The 19871-nt window shown below is 66.4% G+C and carries 24 protein-coding genes; 2 read left to right on the forward strand and 22 right to left on the reverse strand.

Annotated elements, in window-relative coordinates:
• Positions 1-3 precede the first annotated feature (3 nt).
• Entirely contained in the window at positions 4-1047 is a 1044-nt protein-coding gene (locus NUW81_RS10480; RefSeq protein WP_245113035.1) for a cysteine synthase A, read from the reverse strand.
• A gap of 94 nt (positions 1048-1141) precedes the next feature.
• Between NUW81_RS10480 and NUW81_RS10485 the strand changes: the two genes are divergently transcribed.
• On the forward strand, positions 1142-1477 hold the full coding sequence (locus NUW81_RS10485; protein ID WP_245113036.1) for a hypothetical protein: 336 nt from the start codon (positions 1142-1144) through the stop codon (positions 1475-1477).
• Here the strand turns inward: NUW81_RS10485 and trmB are convergent.
• A complete protein-coding gene (gene trmB / locus NUW81_RS10490) occupies positions 1474-2178 on the reverse strand; it encodes a tRNA (guanine(46)-N(7))-methyltransferase TrmB (RefSeq protein WP_245113037.1) in 705 nt (234 codons plus the stop codon). The genes NUW81_RS10485 and trmB overlap by 4 nt on opposite strands.
• A 192-nt stretch (positions 2179-2370) precedes the next feature.
• On the opposite strand from trmB, the gene NUW81_RS10495 reads away from it, so the two are divergent.
• Positions 2371-3495 (forward strand): GGDEF domain-containing protein, encoded by a 1125-nt coding sequence (locus NUW81_RS10495; protein ID WP_260508498.1) that lies wholly within the window; start codon positions 2371-2373, stop codon positions 3493-3495.
• Between the two features lie 3 nt (positions 3496-3498).
• On the opposite strand, the gene metK is transcribed toward NUW81_RS10495, so the two are convergent.
• The 20 genes from metK to NUW81_RS10595 all read right to left on the reverse strand — a co-directional run bounded on the left by metK (position 3499) and on the right by NUW81_RS10595 (position 19802).
• The gene (metK, locus tag NUW81_RS10500) at positions 3499-4713 is read right to left on the reverse strand and encodes a methionine adenosyltransferase (protein ID WP_245113041.1); all 1215 of its coding nucleotides are present in this window, start codon (positions 4711-4713) and stop codon (positions 3499-3501) included.
• A gap of 40 nt (positions 4714-4753) precedes the next feature.
• On the reverse strand, positions 4754-6403 hold the full coding sequence (gene lnt, locus NUW81_RS10505) for an apolipoprotein N-acyltransferase (protein WP_245113043.1): 1650 nt from the start codon (positions 6401-6403) through the stop codon (positions 4754-4756).
• A complete protein-coding gene (locus NUW81_RS10510; protein WP_245113046.1) occupies positions 6403-7284 on the reverse strand; it encodes a hemolysin family protein in 882 nt (293 codons plus the stop codon). The genes lnt and NUW81_RS10510 overlap by 1 nt, the downstream gene beginning before the upstream one ends.
• Positions 7268-7789, reverse strand: a complete 522-nt coding sequence (ybeY, locus tag NUW81_RS10515; RefSeq protein ID WP_245113048.1) for an rRNA maturation RNase YbeY — start codon at positions 7787-7789, stop codon at positions 7268-7270. The genes NUW81_RS10510 and ybeY overlap by 17 nt, the downstream gene beginning before the upstream one ends.
• On the reverse strand, positions 7786-8781 hold the full coding sequence (locus NUW81_RS10520) for a PhoH family protein (RefSeq protein ID WP_245113050.1): 996 nt from the start codon (positions 8779-8781) through the stop codon (positions 7786-7788). Before NUW81_RS10520 ends, ybeY begins: the two co-directional genes overlap by 4 nt.
• Complete coding sequence (gene miaB, locus NUW81_RS10525; protein ID WP_245113052.1) at positions 8781-10109, reverse strand: tRNA (N6-isopentenyl adenosine(37)-C2)-methylthiotransferase MiaB; 1329 nt, start codon at positions 10107-10109, stop codon at positions 8781-8783. Before miaB ends, NUW81_RS10520 begins: the two co-directional genes overlap by 1 nt.
• A complete protein-coding gene (locus NUW81_RS10530; RefSeq protein ID WP_245113054.1) occupies positions 10106-10885 on the reverse strand; it encodes a lysophospholipid acyltransferase family protein in 780 nt (259 codons plus the stop codon). The genes miaB and NUW81_RS10530 overlap by 4 nt, the downstream gene beginning before the upstream one ends.
• On the reverse strand, positions 10851-11279 hold the full coding sequence (locus NUW81_RS10535) for a Fur family transcriptional regulator (protein ID WP_245113056.1): 429 nt from the start codon (positions 11277-11279) through the stop codon (positions 10851-10853). Before NUW81_RS10535 ends, NUW81_RS10530 begins: the two co-directional genes overlap by 35 nt.
• A gap of 83 nt (positions 11280-11362) precedes the next feature.
• A complete protein-coding gene (locus NUW81_RS10540) occupies positions 11363-11785 on the reverse strand; it encodes a Ros/MucR family transcriptional regulator (RefSeq protein WP_245113058.1) in 423 nt (140 codons plus the stop codon).
• A gap of 111 nt (positions 11786-11896) precedes the next feature.
• A complete protein-coding gene (locus NUW81_RS10545) occupies positions 11897-12382 on the reverse strand; it encodes a GNAT family N-acetyltransferase (RefSeq protein WP_245113060.1) in 486 nt (161 codons plus the stop codon).
• A 1-nt stretch (position 12383) separates the two neighbouring features.
• Positions 12384-13001 (reverse strand): tRNA (adenosine(37)-N6)-threonylcarbamoyltransferase complex dimerization subunit type 1 TsaB, encoded by a 618-nt coding sequence (gene tsaB / locus NUW81_RS10550; RefSeq protein WP_245113062.1) that lies wholly within the window; start codon positions 12999-13001, stop codon positions 12384-12386.
• Positions 13002-13097: 96 nt separating this feature from the next.
• Complete coding sequence (locus NUW81_RS10555; RefSeq protein WP_245113064.1) at positions 13098-13676, reverse strand: NifU family protein; 579 nt, start codon at positions 13674-13676, stop codon at positions 13098-13100.
• Between the two features lie 31 nt (positions 13677-13707).
• Positions 13708-14610, reverse strand: coding sequence for a 3-hydroxyisobutyrate dehydrogenase (gene mmsB / locus NUW81_RS10560; RefSeq protein ID WP_245113067.1), 903 nt, complete (start codon positions 14608-14610; stop codon positions 13708-13710).
• 13 nt (positions 14611-14623) lie between these two features.
• Positions 14624-15400: an enoyl-CoA hydratase-related protein gene (locus NUW81_RS10565; RefSeq protein WP_245113069.1), complete on the reverse strand. Its 777-nt coding sequence runs from the start codon at positions 15398-15400 to the stop codon at positions 14624-14626.
• A complete protein-coding gene (locus NUW81_RS10570; RefSeq protein ID WP_245113071.1) occupies positions 15397-16455 on the reverse strand; it encodes an enoyl-CoA hydratase/isomerase family protein in 1059 nt (352 codons plus the stop codon). The genes NUW81_RS10565 and NUW81_RS10570 overlap by 4 nt, the downstream gene beginning before the upstream one ends.
• A gap of 1 nt (position 16456) precedes the next feature.
• A complete protein-coding gene (locus tag NUW81_RS10575) occupies positions 16457-17599 on the reverse strand; it encodes an acyl-CoA dehydrogenase family protein (RefSeq protein WP_245113073.1) in 1143 nt (380 codons plus the stop codon).
• A 42-nt stretch (positions 17600-17641) separates the two neighbouring features.
• Positions 17642-18067: a hypothetical protein gene (locus NUW81_RS10580; RefSeq protein WP_245113076.1), complete on the reverse strand. Its 426-nt coding sequence runs from the start codon at positions 18065-18067 to the stop codon at positions 17642-17644.
• Complete coding sequence (locus NUW81_RS10585; protein WP_245113078.1) at positions 18060-18476, reverse strand: hypothetical protein; 417 nt, start codon at positions 18474-18476, stop codon at positions 18060-18062. Before NUW81_RS10585 ends, NUW81_RS10580 begins: the two co-directional genes overlap by 8 nt.
• Before the next feature lie 4 nt (positions 18477-18480).
• Positions 18481-18864, reverse strand: a complete 384-nt coding sequence (locus tag NUW81_RS10590) for a RidA family protein (protein WP_245113080.1) — start codon at positions 18862-18864, stop codon at positions 18481-18483.
• Positions 18861-19802, reverse strand: a complete 942-nt coding sequence (locus NUW81_RS10595) for a polysaccharide deacetylase family protein (protein ID WP_245113081.1) — start codon at positions 19800-19802, stop codon at positions 18861-18863. The genes NUW81_RS10590 and NUW81_RS10595 overlap by 4 nt, the downstream gene beginning before the upstream one ends.
• Positions 19803-19871: the final 69 nt, after the last annotated feature.

Consider the following 19871-nt stretch of genomic DNA (forward strand, 5'->3'; position numbering starts at 1 on the left):
CTCCTATTCGGTGGGAAGGTAGGGAATGTCGATTGCGGGGCGTTGGCGGGTCAGGAAATCGGGGACCCGATAGCCTTTCTCGCGCAGGAAGTCGGCGTTGAAGAGGCGGCTGGCGTAACGGGTGCCGGGATCGCACAGCACGGTCACGATGGTGTGACCGGGGCCCATTTCCCTGGCGAGGCGGATCGCGCCCGCCACGTTGATGCCCGAGGACAGGCCGAGGTTGAGGCCTTCTTCCTCGAGCAGGCCGAAGTTGATGTCGAGGCTTTCCTGGTCCTCGACGCGGAAGGCGTGATCGACGGTGAGGCCTTCGAGGTTGCCGGTGATGCGGCCCTGGCCGATCCCCTCGGTGATCGAGCTGCCCTCGGCCTTGAGTTCACCGGTCGTGTAATAGCTGTAGAGCGCGGCGCCGGGCGGATCGACGATGCCGATCTGGATGTCCTTCTTGCGCTCGCGCAGCGCCATCGCCATGCCCGCGAGCGTGCCGCCGGTGCCGACCGCACAGATGAAGCCGTCGACCTTGCCGTCGGTCTGCTGCCAGATTTCGGGGCCGGTCGTGTCGATATGCGCCTGGCGATTGGCCTTGTTGTCGAACTGGTCGGCGAACATGGCGCCGCCGTCGCGGCTGCGCGACAGTTCCTCGGCGATGCGGCCGGCGATCTTCACGTAATTGTTCGGGTTGCGATAGGGCACCGCGGGCACTTCGACGAGCTGGGCGCCGAGCATGCGGAGCGTCTGCTTCTTTTCCTCGGTCTGCGTGTCGGGGATGACGATCACCGTCTCCATGCCGAGTGCATTGCCGACCATGGTGAGGCCGATGCCGGTATTGCCCGCCGTGCCGTCGACGATCGTGCCGCCGCGCGCGATGCGCCCCTCGTCGATCGCGTCGAGGACGAGGCTCTTGGCCGCGCGATCCTTCACCGACTGTCCGGGGTTCATCCATTCGGCCTTGCCGAGGATCGTACAGCCCGTCTCCTCGGAGGCGCGGCGGAGCTTGATCAGCGGGGTGTTGCCGATGGCGTCGAGTACGTCGGTGCGGATGGTCATGCGCCATAGCTAGGAAGCCGGATGCCCGAGGGGAAGGGTCAGCCGCGGTTCAGGGCGCCGAGTTTAGGGCAAGTGGATGAAATTACGAGCTTCTTTGTTCCTTTTCGCCGCTCTTGTCGCCGCGCCCGCGCAGGCGACGCAGGGCATTGCCTGCACCGCGACCGACGATAGCGGGGTGGTCATCAGCCTCGGCGCGGGCACGATCCCTGCGCCGACATGGTGGGCCAGCGAGAAGGTGGACGGCGAGTGGCGCAAGCTCGGCGTCGCGATGCACTGGATCGACGACGAGGTCATCCGCATGATGTTCGTGGCCGAAGACGGCATGAGCCGTGCGGGCGAGCTACGCGCCGCGCGGGCCGAGGACTGGATCTATGAAGGCGAGCTCTTGCGCGGAGGGCAGGCCATTCCGATGCGCTGCCAGCCCGACTAGCGGCGGCGATAGCGCAAGTAGTAGGGGCGGCGTCCCTCGCGGCGCGCCTTGGCGGCATAGCGGGTGTCGACCCAGCCGCCCGATTTCTCGAGGAAACCGCTCGCGTCTTCGATCATCCAGTCGAACTGCTCGCGATGCTTCTCGAGCTGCATGACCATCAGCGCCCATGACAGGTAGACGGGGTGATCGGTGGCGCAGCGGAATTCGCCGCCGGGCTTGAGCTTGGCCGCGATCATGTCGACCGGCCCGTCGTTCATCATGCGACGCTTGGCATGGCGCGCCTTGGGCCAGGGATCGGGATGGAGGAGATAGACGAAGCTCAAGCTGCCGTCGGGCACGCGCCGCAGCTGTTCGAGCGCATCGCCCATGTAGAGGCGCACGTTGGTGAGCGCCTGTTCCTTCACGTGGACGAGCGCTTGCGCGACCCCGTTGACGAAGGGTTCGCAGCCGATGAAGCCGTGGGCGGGCAGGAGGTCGGCGCGATAGGCGAGATGCTCGCCGCCGCCGAAGCCGATCTCGAAATGCATCGGGCGATCGTCGCCGAACAGGGCCTGCGCGGTCAGCGGCCCTTCCTCGGGCAGGCCGATCTGCGGCAGGAGATTGTCGACCAGTTCCTGCTGGCCCTTGCGGAGCTTGTGCGTGCTCGACCGGCCGTAGAGCCGGTTGAGGGTAGTGGGGTCGCCTTGCTTGTACGCCGTCATGCGCGCCTCCCTAGGGCCAAGAGCGGGCGGCGTAAAGCACCGCCCAGATCAATGGACGAGCTTGTTGATTTGAAACTTTTCTTTTGCGGGGCAATCGGTTAGCCCTTGTCGCTTGTGGGGCAGATTGGGGAGCTGGGGGCAGCGATGTCCGACGCGCGCATTTTCTTTTTCCTGGTGCCGGGCATGTTTGCCATGTTCGGCGCATTTTTGGTCGCGCTGTGGATGGCCGACCGGTCGCTGAAGGCCGCGCTCTGGGGCGCGATCGCCTTCTTTGTCGGCTCGGGTAGCATCCTCGTCGATGCGCTTCGGCCGCCGGGCGAGGAATGGCTGCGCCATGTCGCGCTCACCCTGCATTTCGTGACGGTCGCGCTGTTCATCCAGTCCTTCGCGCGGCGGCATGGTGAGGACTTGCCCACCGCCGCGCTCGGCATCGCGGCCATTGCGAGCCTGATCTTCACGCCGTTCCAACCGCTTTCGCCGCCGTCGGACATGCGCCTCGTACTGGTCCAGCTGGTGGCGCTTGCCATGATCCTCACGGTCCTGCCGCGCGCCACGCGCTGGCGCGACGGGCAGGCGATCGGGCGGCTCGTGGTCGGTGCGCTGGCGGTGGCGGCGATTTCCTATCTGGTGCGCGCCGCGCTCTTCCTCGTGCGACCCGATACCCAGACGTCGACCGATTTCTTCGCCAGCTTCTACAATGTCACCTTCCATCTCACGACGGCAATCATCGGCTTTTCGCTGGGGCTGGTTCTCCTCGTAGCATTGGGAAGCGATGCGGTCCGGCGCGAGAACCGGGAGACGGCGATCGACCCGCTGACCGGGCTCGGCAACCGGCGGCGGCTGCACTGGGCGATCAATTCGGACGAGAGCGGCAAGTGGAATTGCGGCGGCGTGATTGCCATCGACCTCGACCATTTCAAGGCGATCAACGACCGCTACGGGCATGGCGGGGGCGACCGCGTGCTTGTCGGGGTGGCCGATGCGCTGAAGTTCGTCTTTCGCGGCCAGCGCATCTGCCGGTTGGGCGGCGAGGAATTCCTCATCCTCCTGCCGCGCGACCTCAATGGCCAGCTGCCCGCGCTGGCCTCGCGCGCGTTGGCGGCAATCGAGGCGCTGCGCTTCGAGCGGCCGCTCGACAATTGCCGCGTCAGCGCCTGTGTCGGCACCGCGATCCGACAGCAGGGCATGAGTATCGAGGAGGTCATCCGCCGTGCCGACATGGCGGTCTATCGCGGCAAGAACCAGGGGCGCGGGCAGGTCAACAGCGCCGATGCCGCCAACGACGGCGACCCCCCGGGCGAGGGCGCGCTGGCCTGAACGCTAGCCCTCGAGCGCGGTTTTCAATTCCTCGACGAGGTCGGTGCGCTCCCACGGGAAATGGTCGCCGTTCGCCGTGCGCCCGAAGTGGCCGTAGGCGGCGCTCTTCTCGTAGATCGGCTTGTTGAGGCCGAGGCAGGTGCGGATGCCGCGCGGGGTCAGGCCGCCGAGACGGGGCAGCGAGAAAATCGCGGCCTCGAGCGCATCGTCGGACACGGTGCCGGTGCCATGGGTGTCGACATAGAGCGACAGCGGCTGGCTGACGCCGATGGCGTAGCTGAGCTGGATCGTGCAGCGGCGGGCAAGGCCAGCGGCGACGATGTTCTTGGCAAGATAGCGGCTGACATAGGCCGCCGAGCGGTCGACCTTGGTCGGATCCTTGCCAGAAAAGGCACCACCACCGTGCGGGGCGGCGCCACCATAGGTATCGACAATGATCTTGCGGCCGGTGAGGCCGGCATCGCCGTCGGGACCGCCGATGACAAAGCTCCCGGTCGGGTTGATATGATAGACGGTGTCGTCCGACAGGAGGCCGTCGGGCAGGATGTCGGCGACGACGCCCTTCACGTAATTCTTGAGCTCGGCTTCCTTCTCGCCCTTGTCATAGCCTTCGACATGCTGGGTCGAGACGACCACCGCGGTGCAGGCGGCGGGGCGGCCGTCCTCGTAGCGCAGCGTGACCTGGCTCTTGGCGTCGGGTTCGAGGAAGGGCGCCGCACCCGAATGACGGTCGGCGGCGAGCCGTTCGAGGATCTTGTGGCTGTAGTCGATCGCGGCGGGCATGAGATCGGGCGTCTCGTCGCAGGCGAAACCGAACATGATGCCCTGGTCGCCCGCACCCTCGTCCTTGTTGCCGCTGGCATCGACGCCCTGCGCGATATGCGCGGACTGGGCGTGGAGGAAGTTCTCGAAGGTGAGGTTGTCCCAGTGGAAGCCGTCCTGCTCGTAGCCGATGCGCTTCACCGTGGCACGGACCTTGTCCTCGATTTCCCGCTTGATGCCGGGGGCCCATTCGCCGCTCGGGGTCATCACGCCCTGGCCGCGGATCTCGCCGGCGAGGATGACGCGGTTGGTGGTGACCAGCGTCTCGCAAGCCACGCGCGCCTCGGGATCCTTCGACAGGAAGAGATCGACGATGGCGTCCGAAATCTGGTCGGCAACCTTGTCGGGATGGCCCTCGGAAACGCTTTCCGAGGTGAAGAGATAGGTCTGGCGCATGGAAATCCTGTTTGTCTGCCGGATGGCTTGACCCAAAGGTCTAACGAGGGCGTCGGGCGAGGGCAATGCCGGTGAGCGCAAACGCGGCGGCGGCGATGAGCGCGAGCCAGTTGCCGAGCCGCGCGAAGGGGGTGGGCGCGAGGGCGCGGGGCAGGAGAGCATCGATATGTCCCTCGGTCCCTGACGGGATCGTCGCGAGGAGGTCGCCCTTGGCATCGATCAACGCGCTGATGCCCGTCGGGGTGGCACGGATGACGGGCAGGCCTTCTTCGGCAGCGCGCAGTCGGGCCTGTCCGAGATGCTGGGGCGGGCCCCATGCGCCGAACCACGCATCGTTCGAAGGGTTGAAGACGACGTCGGGGCGGTCGGCGGGATCGACGACTTGCCCCGAGAAGATGATCTCGTAGCAGACCTGCAGGCCCATGCGGAGGTCGCGGTGCGGCAGCGGCAGGCTGCGCGGGCCGGGGCCGGGAGAGAAATCATAGGCGCCGGGCGCGAGGCGCGACAGGCCGATCGGCTCGAGGATCGAGCGCATCGGCAGATATTCGCCATAGGGAACGAGATGCGCCTTGTCGTAGCGCCCGTCGAGGCTGCCGTCATGATCGAGCATGAAAATGGAATTGGTGGCCGCATCGACCGTGCGCCGGTCGGCGGATTCGACCCCGATGCCGCCGGTGACAAGGGTCTGTCCCTCGACGAGGCCGCGGGTCGCACGGAGGCGTTCGAAAAGGGAGGCTGTCCGGCGGCTCTCCCGTTCGTCATAGGTCGGCTTGGTGATGGCGGCTTCGGGCCAGAAGATGACCATCGGCGGGCCGACATCGTCGCTCGCGCGCTTCAGCGTGAGGGCCGAGAGGCGGTCGGCGGCGATGCTGTCGTAGCCTGCGCGCCACTTGTCCGCCTGGCCGATGTTCGGCTGGACGATGCGGATCGTCGGCCAGAAAGTCGCCGGATCGAGGGGCGGTGGCGCGGGTGGCGGCGCCATGTCATCGGATACGGGTTCGGGCGGCGGCGGGACGGCGGCGGCGAGCACCGCCTCGACATCCTGGTGGACCAGCCGTTCCTGCGGAATCAGCAGCACGAGGAGGAGGGCAACGGCGACGGTGGCGCTTGCCTTGAAACGTCGCAGGACCAGCCACCAGAGCGCTGCGCCGATGAGCACAGTGATGCCGGAAAGGGCGTAGGTGCCGACCAGCGGGGCGAGGCGCAGGAGCGGGGTCGGGACCAGCGCGACCGAAAGCGGGTTCCACGCAAAGCCGGTGAAGAGGGTAGCGCGGAGCCATTCGCCGACGATCCAGAGGCCTGCGAAGACGAAGCCGAGCGCGATCGGCTGGCGCCTCGACAGCCACCAAGCGCCGAGCGCGGCGAGCATCGGGAAGACGGCGAGGTAGAGGCTGAGGAGGGCGACCGCGATCCAGCCGAGCCATGCGGGCATGTTCGACTGGAAGGTAAAGGCGGTGGCGATCCAGTTGAGACCGAGCGCGAACTGGCCGACCCCGTAGAGCCAGCCGAGCAGGGCGGCGCGCTTTGCAGTCTGCGCGGCCTGGAGAAGCGCCAGCAGTCCTGCAAGCGAGAGCAGGAGCAAGGGCCACAGGCCGAGCGGCTCGAAACCGGTGGCGCCGACGAGCCCGAGAACGAACGCGAACGACGGCGCGGCGCGATGGCTCGCGACGATGGCGCGAACGTCAGGCACTATTCGGTAACAGTGGGTTCGGCCGGTTCGGGCGCGTGGATGCGCAAGCGCGTCATGCGCTTGGGCTCGGCCTCGATGCATTCGAGGCGCCAGCCCGAGGGGTGCTCGACCGACTGGCCGGGCTCGAGGATGCGGCCGGCAAGCAGGAAGGCGAGGCCACCCAGAGTGTCGACTTCATCCTCTTCCCAGGCGAGCGCGGGATCGACATGCTCGATCACCTCTTCCATCTCGACACGCGCATCGGCTTCCCAGACGCCCTCGTCGAGCAGGACCAATGCCGCCTCGGGCGTTTCGTCATGCTCGTCCTCGATCTCGCCGATGATCTCCTCGACCACGTCCTCGATGGTGACGAGCCCCTCGGTGCCGCCAAATTCGTCGACGACGACCGCCATGTGGACGCGCTGGGTGCGCATCGAGGCGAGGATGTCGATCACCCCCATGGTGGTGGGCACGAAGAGCGGCTCGCGCATGAGATCCTCGATGCGCTGCGGCTTGGTGCCGACCTTGGCCGCGAAGAGGTCCTTGATGTGAATCATGCCGACTATCTCGTCGAGATTGTCGCCGGTCACCGGAAGCCGGCTGTGCTCGGCATCGGCGAATTGCGCGACGAGGCTTTCGAAATCGGCATCGCGGCTGACCGCGATGATGTCACCGCGCGGCACGCAGATGTCGCCCGCGGTACGGTCGGCAAAATGCAGGAGGTTGCGCAGCATGGTGCGCTCGTGAGGGCTGAGGTCGCCGACCTTGGCGGGGCCGGCCTCGTCGGCCTCGTCGATCGCTTCCTCGATCTGGTCGCGCAGCGATTGCTCGCCCTCCTCGCCGAAGAAGAGGGCGCGCATGCCGCGCCAGATTCGTGAGCCTTCCTCAGGCTTGGTGGCCATTACGGTCTCCATAGGGGTCGGCGATGCCGAGACGGGCGAGCGCGCGGGTCTCGCGCGCTTCCATGTCGGTCGCTTCTTCATCGTTCATGTGGTCGTAGCCCAAGAGGTGCAGCATGCCGTGTACGATCAGGTGGCGGGCATGGTCCTCGAGGCTGATCTTCTTGTCCTCGGCCTCGCGCGCGCAAACGCCGTGGGCGAGCGCCATGTCGCCGAGCATCAGTGGGGGGCCGGGCTGGCCTGCGGCGTCCAGTTCCCCGGGCTCGGCCATCGGGAAGCTCAACACGTTGGTCGGCTTGTCCTTCTCGCGCCACTGGCGGTTGAGGTCGTGGACGTCGGCGTCGGACAGGAGGGCGAGGCTGACCTCGATCTCGCGATCGCTGTCGGCAAGGGCGGGAAAGGCGCTTTCGGCAATGGCGGCGCGAAGCGTGGGGTCGGCAAGCTCGCTCAGGCGAGCGCTGCTACTGTCCCAGTCGTCGTCGGCGTCGAAATTGATGGTGAGGCTCATTGAGGGCCTTCATAAGCGTCGACGATGCGTCCGACCAGAGGGTGACGTACGACGTCGGCGGCGGTGAAGCGGCTCATGGCGATGCCGTCGACGCCCTCGAGCTTCTCGACTGCGTCGGCAAGGCCCGAACGGCTGCCGTCGGGAAGGTCGACCTGCATGGGATCGCCGCACACGACCATGCGGCTGCGCATGCCGAAGCGGGTCAGGAACATTTTCATCTGCGCGGGCGTGGTGTTCTGCGCTTCATCGAGGATGATGAAGGCGTCATTGAGGGTGCGGCCGCGCATGAAGGCGATGGGCGCGATCTCGATTTCGCCGGAGGCGATGCGGCGCTCGACCTGTTCGGCCGGCAGCATGTCGTAGAGCGCGTCGTATAGCGGGCGCAGATAGGGATCGACCTTTTCCTTCATGTCGCCGGGCAGGAAGCCGAGGCGCTCGCCCGCTTCGACCGCGGGGCGCGAGAGGATGAGGCGCTCGACCGCGCCGGTGATGAGCATGGAGACAGCCTGCGCGACGGCGAGGTAAGTCTTGCCGGTACCGGCAGGGCCGAGGGCGAAGATCATATCCGATTTGGCCAGCGCCTTCATGTAGACGGTCTGGTTGGCCGAGCGCGGGGCAATGGTCTTCTTGCGGGTGCGGATCAGCACCTTGGGCGGGTCGGCGACTTCCTTGTCGATGATGCCGTCGAGGCGCGGCTGGTTGGCCATGCCGATCACGGCCTCGATGACTTCGGCGTCGACATCCTGCCCCTGGTCGAGGCGTTCGTAGAGGCCGAGGAGGACCTCGCGGGCGCGATTGGCGCTGTCCGCCTCGCCCTCGATCATGACCTTGTTGCCGCGCGCGGCGATGTTCACGCCCAGCCTGTCCTCGATGATGACGAGGTGGCGGTCATATTCACCGAACAGGGGGCCGAGCAGGAAGGGCTGGTCGAATTCCAGTTCCAAGCGGGCGCGGTCCTCGTGGACGGCGGCGACAGCGTCGCGTTTTGCCATTAAGCGGCGGCCTCCTTCGGGCGGATGATTCCCGCCAGACTATTGGGCAAAGCGTCGACGATGTCGACGGTCAAAATGTCGCCGATCCGCGCATCGCTTGTCGCGAACACCGATTGCAGCCACGGCGACTTGCCGATCATCTGGCCGTCCTTCTTGCCCTTGCGGTCGATCAGCACGTCCATCGTGGTGCCGATCTTGGACCGGTTGAAGGCAAGGCTCTGCTCGGCGAGCAGGGCCTGGAGGCGCTGGAGGCGCTCGTTCATCACCGCTTCGGAGACCTGTCCGTCCATGTCGGCGGCAGGCGTGCCGGGGCGGGGCGAATATTTGAAGCTGAAGGCGCTGGCGTAGCGCGCGTCGCGCACGACCTGCAGCGTTTCCTCGAACTCGGCGTCGCTCTCGCCCGGGAAGCCGACGATGAAGTCGCCCGAGATGGCAAGGTCGGGGCGGGCCTCGCGGAAGCGTTCGACAAGGCGCAGATAGCTCTCGACCGTGTGGTGGCGGTTCATCGCCTTGAGGATGCGGTCCGAGCCGGCCTGCACGGGGAGGTGCAGGTAGGGCATCAGCTTGTCGACCTCGCCATGCGCGGCAATGAGGCCCTCGTCCATGTCGGCAGGGTGGCTGGTGGTGTAGCGGATGCGTTCGAGGCCATCGATACGCGCCAGCGCGCGGACGAGCAGTTCGAGGCCGCCTTCCTGCCCCTTTTCATTCTCCCCGCTCCACGCCGACACGTTCTGGCCGAGGAGGGTGATTTCCTTGGCGCCGCCATCGACCAGCGCATGCGCCTCGTCGACGATGTCGGCCCACGGGCGGCTGATCTCGGCGCCGCGGGTGTAGGGCACGACGCAATAGGTGCAGAACTTGTCGCAGCCCTCGGCGACCGTGAGGAACGCGCTGGGCCCCGATTTGCGGCGCTTGGGCATGGCGTCGAACTTCGAGATCGCCGGCATGTCGGTGTCGACGGGCCGCTCGCCCTTTTCGACCTGCGCGACGAGGTCGGGGAGGCGGTGATAGGCCTGCGGGCCGACGACGACGTCGATCATCTTCGAGCGGCGCTGCGCCTCGGCGCCTTCGGCCTGCGCGACGCAGCCGGCGAGCGCGATGGTCGGGCGGCTGCCGTCCTCGCGCTTCAAACGGCCGACGTCCGAATAGGCCTTCTCGGCGGCCTTCTCGCGGATGTGGCAGGTGTTGAGGACGACGAGGTCGGCGTCTTCGCCATCCTTGGCGGCGCGCATGCCCTTCTCGTCCAAGAGCTCGCCCATACGCTCGCCGTCATAGACGTTCATCTGGCAGCCGAAGCTCTTGATTCGGTAGGTTTTCGTGTCGGTCATATCGGGCGCGCCATAGCCGATGCGGGCGCGGGCTCAAAGCCCAGCGCTGCGCTGATGCGGGCATGGGCCTCGAGCGCCATCTCCTTGCGATCAAGGGTGATGGGAATGGGCTCGAGCATGCGCACCGTCACGTGGATCGGGCGCCAGCGCGACAGAACGCGCTTCACATTGTCCATGCCGGGTTCGCCCGCGTGCCAGGCAATGGCCTCCGCCTCGGCGAAATCGAGCGCGACGGGGATGAGGTGCGCGCCTTCGGGCGCCGGGGTGATGGCTTTCAGCAGCGGCGAGCGGAAGGGCAGGAGCTGTGTGCCGTCGCTGGTCGTGCCTTCGGGGAAGAGGGCGAGGGGGAGGTGATGGTCGAAGCGCTTGCGGATGGCCTCGATCTGGCCATCGACGCTGCGGCGGTTCTGGCGCGTGATGTAGAGCGTCTCGCGCTGGTCGGCGAGCCACTTGGTCAGCGGGTGATCCTGCACCTCGGATTTGGAGACGAAGGCGCAGCCGGTCGCACCGCCCATCGCAAGGATGTCGAGCCAGCTGACGTGATTGACGAGGAGCAGGCTGCGTCGCGCCGGCGCAGGGCCGACGCGCCTGACCCTGAGCCCCATGATGAACCCGGAAACGCGCAGGAACAGGCGCGCGACCGGCCCGCGCCCCGTCACCGTGTGGACAAGGACGTGGAGGGGGCCGAGGAGGGCCAGCAGCAGGACGAGGAGGACGAGCCGGAGCCCGATGAGCGGCCAGTTAGCCGCCGGTCTTGCGGTCGAGGGCGACGCCATAAAGCTCCATCCGGTGGTCGACGAGGCGGAAGCCCAGTTTCTCGGCGATGCGCTTTTGCAGGAGCTCGAGCTCCTCGTCGACGAATTCGACGACCTTGCCGGTCTCGACATCGATGAGATGGTCGTGATGGGCATCGGAGGCGGCTTCATAGCGCGAGCGACCGTCGCCGAACTCGTGCCGCTCGAGAATGCCGGCTTCCTCGAACAGGCGGACCGTGCGGTAGACGGTCGCGATCGAGATATTGGGATCGATCTTGTTGGCGCGCTCGTGGAGCATCTCGACGTCGGGATGGTCCTCGCTTTCGCCAAGAACCTTGGCGATAACGCGGCGCTGCTCGGTGATGCGCAGGCCTTTTTCGGCGCAGATGGCCTCGAGATCGATCTTGCGGGTCATGGCCGATGGGGTAGCGGCTGGGAGCGTCCAAGAAAAGGGCGACGAGGCCGAAAAAGCCGCGTCGCCCCGATCGGGTAGCGCGATTATTTGCGCTTGCCGCGTTTTGCCTTGGTGCCGAGGCCGATTTTCTTGGCGAGCTGGCGGCGCTGTTCGGCATAATTGGGCGCGACCATCGGATAGTCGGCGGGCAGGCCCCACTTCTGGCGATAGTCGTCGGGAGTCATGTCGTAATGGGTCATGAGGTGGCGCTTGAGCATCTTGAGCTTCTTGCCGTCCTCGAGACAGACCAGATAGTCGGGCTTGACCGAAGCACGCACCGACACCGCGGGCTGCGGCTTTTCCTCGGGCTTTTCGGCGCCGCCGTGGAGCTTGGAGAGCGCGCCATGAACGTTCTCGATCAACTGCGGCACGTCGCCGACGGCAACCATGTTGTTGCCAAGATGAGCGGCAACGATTTCGGCCGTCAACGTGATGAGGGTTTCGTCACGAAGGGTATCTTCATCCATGATGATGGTCTTTCCGAGCAAGAAGTTCACGCGAATACCTAGAACTATGGTTAAGACCATTAGATCAGGCGGCGTGAATTCACAAGCTGGGGAAAATGACGGCCCCGGGGCCTAAATCATCTTTACATAGGTTAGGGCATCGCGGCGTGTCCCGTCGGTACCGCGATAGTATTCACGGCGCCTGCCAGCGAGACCGAACCCCGACTGTTCGTAGAAGCGGATGGCCGGATTGCCGTCACGAACTTCGAGATGGAGGCGCGTGGCGCCCGCTTTTTTTGCATGATCGATGAAACAGTCGAGCAGCGACTTGCCCAGGCCCTGCCCCTGATGGCGGGGGTCGACGCCGAGCAGGAGCAATTCGCTTTCGTCGAGGAGGGTGCGCCATAAGGCAAAGCCGGCCACGGGTTCGTCCTCGCTCGGGCGGACGAGGTAGAGTTCGACCCCGCGCATCGGCAGGATGCCGCCGCATTGCGAGCGGTTCCATGCCTCGCCGTATCGCGCATCGAAAGCGCGGTCCATCACCGCCATCACGGCGTCGAGATCGTCATAGCTCCCTCGCTCGATCGTGATGGCACGCAGGCGAGGGGTGGTGGCCATGTCAGGCAGCTTTCGGCTTGGCGTCGGGCGCGCGAACATAGATCGGCGCGGCGGGCAGGGCGCGAAGGGCTTGCGGCAGGAGCGCGGCCTTTTCGGCGAGCGGGTCGAGGGTGAGGGAGGGGATCCTGGCACCGGCCTCGGCCAACTGCTCGGCGGCAGGACCGGCGAGCAGGTCGGCCTCTACGACGCGCGCGGCAGCTTCGGGGCGGAGGCTGCGCACCTCATCGAGGGCCTTGAGCGAGCGGCCGCCGAAGGTCTGGAGGAACAGTTCGCCATGTCCGCCCTGCATGACCGAAACAACGGTCTTTGCATCGTCATGCTGGCGGCGCGCATTTGCGGCGATGACGGCGAGCGAGGAATAGCCGGAGAGCGGCACGTTCCAGCCGATGGCAAGCCCTTGCGCGGCGGCGATCCCAACGCGGATACCGGTGAAGCTGCCGGGGCCGGCCGAGACGAGGATGCTGCTGGGGACGCGCGAGCCGAGCAGTTCCTCGACCATCGGCACGAGCTTCTCGGCATGGCCGCGACCGATGCGCACGGCGCGGCTGTCGGCGACCGTGTCACCGTCAATCAACGCACAGCTGCACATGGCTGTCGATGTCTCGATCGCGAGGATCAAGGCGCTTCTCCCGTAACGCCCCCCGAGTCGGGATGACGACATAGTTGGCTGGAAAGCGCAAGCCCCGCGCGGGGCGTTGCGGTGGGCAGATTTATTCTAGACCGCCTCGACGCTGACAACTTCGGGGACGTAATGCTTGATCAGTCCCTCGATGCCGTTCTTGAGCGTGATGGTCGAGGAAGGACAGCCCGAGCAGGCGCCCTGCAGCTGGAGGAAGACATGGCCTTCCTTGTAGCCGCGGTAGACGATGTCGCCGCCGTCCTGCGCGACCGCGGGGCGCACGCGCGTTTCGATCAGTTCCTTGATCTGGGCGATGATGTCGGCGTCGGCGGGATCGTCCTCGAAGGCGAGTTCCTCATCGGGCGCTACCGTGATGTCGGCGGCGGTGCCGGGCTTGAACAGCGGCGTGTCGGTGAGGAAATGGTCCATCAGCGTCTCGAGCACGATGGGCTCGAGCCGGGGCCATTCGACGCCGGGCGCGGCGCTGACCGAGACGAAGTCGCGACCGAAATAGACACCATCGACCATCTGCGTGTTGAACAGCGCCTCGGCGAGCGGGCTGGCTTCGGCGCTTTCCATCGACGGGAAGTCGCGGCCGCCCGTCTCCATGACGGTGCGTCCCGGCAGGAACTTGCGGGTCGAGGGATTGGGCGTGGTTTCGGTCTGGATCAGCATGGCGCCCATGTGGGAGCCAAATCGGACCGGATCAACCCTTTTTGTCGCTCTTCCAGCTGTCGTCGATCATCTTGATGATGCCCGAGAAATCCACGCCGGCACCGCCGAGGTCGACGAAGCGCTGGTAAAGCTCCTCGGCCTCGCCACCCATCGGGGTGTAGGCGCCGGCCGTCTTGGCGGCATCCATCGCGAGCTTGAGGTCCTTGAGCATCAGCGCGGAAGCGAAGCCGCCCTGGTAGTTGCGGTCGGCGGGGCTGTCGGGGCCGACGCCGGGGACGGGGCAGTAGCTGGTCATCGACCAGGACTGGCCCGAGGCCTTGGACGAGATGTCGTAGAAGGTCTGGAGATCGAGCCCGAGCTTCTGGGCAAGCGCGAAGGTTTCGGCGGTCGCGGCCATCGTGGCGCCCAAGAGCATGTTGTTGCAGATCTTGGCGGCCTGCCCCGCGCCGGCATCGCCAGCGTGGATGACGGCCTTGCCCATCTTCTCGAGGATCGGGCGGGCCTTCTCGAAGCCTTCGTCCGAGCCGCCGACCATGAAGGTGAGCGTGCCCGCGTCCGCGGCCGCGATGCCGCCCGAGACGGGGGCATCGACCATGGTGAGGCCGGCGTCCTTGGCCTTGGCCTCGACCTCGCGCGCGGTGGCAACGTCGATGGTCGAGCAGTCGATCAGGATGGCATGCTTGTCGGCATTGGGAATGACGCTGTCGGCGTAGACCGAAGCGACATGCGTGCCGGCAGGGAGCATCGTGACGATCGCATCGGCGCCGGTGACGGCCGCGACGGCATCGTCGACGGGAGTGCAGCCGTGATCACGGGCGCGGCGAAGCGCATCTTCCGAAAGGTCAAAGGCCATGACCTCATGGCCCGCCTTGGCGAGGTTCGCGGCCATGCCGCCGCCCATGTTGCCGAGGCCGATGAATGCGATCTTGGCCATGTCCTCTACTCCCTTACTTTCCGGTCCAGTTGCCGGGGCGTTTCTCGACGAAGGCGGTCATGCCTTCCTTCTGGTCGGCCGTGCCAAACAGGCCGTGGAACAGGCGGCGCTCGAAATTAACGCCTTCGGCCAGCGTCATCTCGTAGGCCGCATTGACCATTTCCTTGTTCGCCATGGCGGCGAGCGGGGCCATGGAGGCGATCGTGGCGGCGGTCTTCAAGGCTTCGTCCACGAGTTCGGCGGCGGGGACGACCTTGGCGACGAGGCCGGAGGAGAGCGCTTCCTCGGCACCCATCATCTCGCCGGTGAGGCACATATGCATGGCCTTGGCCTTGCCGATGGCGTGGGTGAGGCGCTGCGAGCCGCCCATGCCCGGCGTGACGCCGAGCTTGATCTCGGGCTGGCCGAACTTGGCGCCGTCACCGGCGATGATGAAGTCGGCCATCATCGCGACTTCGCAGCCGCCACCGAGCGCATAGCCGTTCACGGCAGCGATCCAGGGCTTGCGGGTCGCGGTGACCTGTTCCCAGCCCTTGAAGAAGTTCGCCTTGTACATGTCGGCGAACGACTGGTCCTGCATTTCCTTGATGTCGGCGCCGGCGGCGAAGGCCTTTTCCGAGCCGGTGAGGACGAGGCAGCGCTGGCTGTCATCGGCATCATAGGCGGCAAAGGCGTCAATGAGGTCGGCGAGGACCTGGCTATTGAGCGCGTTCAGTGCCTTGGGGCGGTTCAGCGTGACGAGGGTGACCGCGTCACGCTTTTCGACGAGGATGGTGTCGTAGTCGCTCATGCTTGCGTCTCCGGGAAGGGGGTCCAGGCCTCACCCTCGGGGAGGGGGGCGAACAGGTCGTCGACCATCGCGTCGGTCACGCCCTGCGGGGTGGCGGGGTCGAACTTGGGCTCATTGTCCTTGTCGACGAGGAGGGCGCGTACGCCCTCGATGAAGTCGTGGGTGCGGACGACCTTCGAGGCGAGGGCATATTCGGCCTTCATCTCCTCGGCGAAATCCTCGCGCTGCGCGCCTTCGCGGACGAGGCGGAGCGAGACCTTGAGGCTCAAGGGCGACTTGGTGCCGATGGTGTCGCGCTCGGTCGCGGCCCAGTCGCTTTCGCCATTTTCGAGGCTTTCGCAGATCTGCTCGACGGTCTCGAACTGGAAATGCTTGGCGATGAGCAGGAGATTGTCCTCGATGCGCGCCTTGGGAGGGGTCGAGGAGGCGTTGCCGAGCGCGCCCTGAAGGCGGGAGGGCTGCGCGGCGATACGCTCCTTCAGATCCTCGAGGTCGCTCGTCGAGACATAATGGGTGGCAAGGCCGAGATAATGGCATTCGGCGCCGTCGAGGCGGGCGCCGGTCAGCGCCATGAACTCGCCGACATTGCCCGGAAGGCGCGACAGGTAGCGGCCGCCACCGACGTCGGGGAAAAGGCCGATGCCGGTCTCGGGCATGGCGAGGCGGGTGTTCTCGGTCGCGACGCGATAGGTGCAGGGCAGGGAGATGCCGACGCCGCCGCCCATGGTGATGCCGTCCATGATCGCGACCACCGGCTTTTCATAGGTGAAGAGCAGGTGGTTGAGGCGATATTCGGCGTGGAAGAAGGCGGCGGCTTCCCTGCCGTCTTCCTTGCCCGAGCGATAGAGCGCGACGACATCGCCGCCGGCGCAGAAGCCGCGGCCTTCGGCATGGTCGATCATGACCGCGTCGATGTCGGGATCCTGGCGCCACTGGAGCAGCGTCTCGCTCATCTTGTCGCACATGGCGTGGGTCAGCGCGTGGATCGCCTTGGGGCGATTGAGGCGAAGGCGGCCGAGGCGGCCTTCGCGCAGCACGAGGACGTCGTCGGTCATGCTACTGCCTCAGCATGTCGCGGCTGATGATCATGCGCATGATCTGGTTGGTGCCCTCGAGGATCGAGTGGACGCGAAGATCGCGCCAGAAACGCTCGATCGGATAGTCCTGCAGGTAGCCGTAGCCGCCGTGAAGCTGGAGCGCGCGGTCGACGACGGCCGAGCCGGTGTCGGTGGCAAGGCGCTTGGCCATGGCGGCGAAGCGGGTCTTGTCGGGGGCGTTCTCGGTCACCTTGACGGCGGCGGCATAGAGGAGCTGGCGCGCGGCCTGCAGTTCGGTCTCCATGTCGGCGAGCATGAACTGGGTGTTCTGGAAGTCGGCGATGGCACGCCCGAACTGCGAACGCTCCTTGGTGTAGTTGACGGCCTCGTCGAGGCAGCGCTGCGCACCGCCCAGCGAACAGGCGCCGATGTTGAGGCGGCCGCCGTCGAGGCCCATCATGGCGATGCGGAAACCCTCTCCCTCGCCGCCGAGGCGGTTGGACACGGGGACGCGGACGCTGTCGAAATTGACCTGGCGGGTGGGCTGCGAATGCCAGCCGAGTTTCTTCTCGTTGGCACCGAAGGAGACGCCGTCCCAATCCTTCTCGATGACCAGCGCGCTGATGCCCTTGGGGCCGTCCTCGCCGGTGCGGACCATGACGACATAGACCTCATTCTCGCCCGCGCCGGAGATGAAGGCCTTCGAGCCCGAGACGACATAATGGTCGCCGTCGAGGACGGCCTTGGTCTTGAGGGCAGCGGCGTCCGAGCCCGAGGAGGGTTCGGTCAGGCAGTAGCTCGCCATCCGCTCCATCGGGATGAGGTCGGGGAGATATTTGTCCTTCAACTGCTGGTCGCCGAAGCGGTCGATCATCCAGCTCGCCATATTGTGGATCGAGATGAAGGCGCTGGTCGAGGGGCAGCCATAGGCCATGGCTTCCATGATGAGCGCAGCCTCGAGACGGCCGAGGCCGATGCCACCGCTTTCCTCGGACACATAGATGGAGCCGAAGCCGAGCTCGGCGGCCTGCCGGATCACGTCCTTGGGGAAGTGATGCTCCTCGTCCCACTTGGCGGCGTGGGGCGTGATTTCCTCGGCGGTGAATTTCTGCGCCATTTCGAAGATCTGGCGCTGATCGTCATTGAGATCGAACTGGGTCATGGGAAGGCGCCCTAGCACCCCGCAAACCGCTGGCAAAGGGGGTCAGGAACAGCGCTGGTAGATGGTGCGCTTCCTGCGATCGTCAGGCCAGCGCACGAGGTCGCCGCCGGCAAAGCGCAGGATCTCGCGCGCGCCGTCGGGGCCCGAGAAGCGGAAGCGGCGCGGGTCGATGATCTCGGCGAGCGTGTGCAAATTGCCGCGATAGGCAAAGCCGATGTCGGTGATCTCGATATATTCGGTCATATAGCGGTTGCCGGGGTCGCAGTCGGCGGCGCTCACGCCATAGCGCCCGGTGAAGCGGGCAAGGTCCGAACGGTCGGTGAGATCATGCATGCCGGCGGCGGGCTCGAGGCTCGGCGCGATATCGGCGGGCTGGTCGTAGCCGATGGTCCCGCCCTCATCCTCCGAGGGCAGCTCGGTGCACGCTGCGAGCGCCAGCGCGGCAAGGAGGAAGCGCAGGTCAGGCATCGGGACAGCGCCGGTAACGGACAGTCTCGGCCTCGGGGCCGATGGTCGAGCGGCGCACGGTGCGCCCCTCGTCGCTGGCCGCGAAGCGTTCGCGCGCCTCGCCGTCCTGTGTGTCGAAGGTGGCGTAGATGCTGTTGCGCGACTGGGTCTCGACCGAGGCGATGGTGCCGCTGGCATCGCCGATGGCATAGCCGGTCTCGTCGATCGAAAGGGTCTCGCCTTGCGTGCAATCGGCGGGGTCGGGGGCGCCGTCGGCGGTGGCGCGGAACAGGCCGCGCGTGGCGAAGGGCATGGTGCCCTCGGGCGCCTTTTCGTCGAGTTGCGGCGCGGGCGGCGAGACGGTCGCCTGCTCCTCCTCGACAGGTTCGGCAGCGCAGGCGCCGAGCGCAAGGAGGCCTGCGAGGGCCAAGAGCCTAATCATGTCCGAGAATTGCCTCCGCTTCGATTTCCACCCGCCATTCCTCGCGCAAAAGCGCGGCGACGACAACCATCGTGGCAGCGGGGCGCGTCTCGCCGAAGACCTCGGCATGAACCTTGCCGATCATGTCGGCATCGGCGGGATCGGTGATGAACATGCGCGTGCGGACGACGTCGGCGGCACGGCCACCAAGTTCCTCGATCGCCTTGACCGCGATGGCGAAGCAGCGGCGCGCCTGCGCGGCGGCATTGCCGGGGGTGGAGGCGCCGTCCGCCTCGACGGGGCCGGTGCCCGCGACGAGAATGCGGTTGCCGGCGCGGACGGCGCGGCTGAAGCCGTAGAGGGCTTCATAGGGGCTGGTGCCGGACGTGCGCGTCATCGCGCGATTCTCGCTTCGATGGTGGCGCGAAGTGCGTCCTCCTTGTTGCCGTCGAACCAGATGGGCTCGGGCAATTCCTGTTGCCAGGCGAGTTGCTCGAACAGCGTGCCGCCGGCCCAGTCGGTGAGCGGCCAGGCGCCATAGGCGGGATCGGCATAGACGCGGTCGGGCGAGACGATGGTCCAGCCATCGGTGCGCAGCGCGGTGACGAGGTCGTCCACATGGAGCGCGGCGAGGTCGGTTTCGTGGAGGAGCATCATGTGCGGGACGGCGCGGCCATGGAGGCGGCGGGCGAGGGCATCAGCGAAATTCGCGGCGGATAGGTGATGCTCGATGTAGAGCTCGGCGAGCGCAGCGCGGTCGTAGGGGCGCCCATCTCGCTCATGTTCCCCGGCGACGCGTTCGAACAGCCAGTCGTAGCCATCGACGCTGACCCAGGCCTTGCGCAGGCCGCGCTCATGGATGGCGCGGCGCGAGGCATCGCGCTTGGCGGCGTCGCGCGCGCCCTCGTCGAGATAGGGGTAGCGCAGCCACGGGCGGTAGCCCTTGCGGCCCTCAAGATAGGCTTCGGCGGCATCTACGTCGGCGAGCCATGCATTGAGGTCGGTGGCCGACAGGCGGCGATGCGTCTGCGTATGGTTGGCGATGAGGTGGCCAGCCGCGACATAGGCGTCGATACGATCCTCGGCGCCTTCCTTGCCCGCCATGGCGATGCCGCCGGGGTTGAGAAAGAAAACGGCCTCGTCGACGCCCGCATTGTCGAGCGAGGCGATGAGGCGGCGGGTGCGCACGTCATGGTCGAGCCAAGGCCCGCGAGTGCGTGGGACGTCATCGAAGCTCAATGCGATCAGCTTGTCTGGGACCGGCGAGGGCGGGGCTGCGGTGCTGCAGGCGGCCAGCTGGAACGCGAGCAGCAGGAAAAGCAAGGGGCGGATCATGGCTTCACGCTATGACCCGCCCCGTCGCTTGTCTATCGAAGTCTGGCTTCACGCCCGGCCCGCCGATCA

Source organism: Sphingomicrobium aestuariivivum (genome assembly GCF_024721585.1).
Lineage (GTDB): Bacteria > Pseudomonadota > Alphaproteobacteria > Sphingomonadales > Sphingomonadaceae > Sphingomicrobium > Sphingomicrobium aestuariivivum.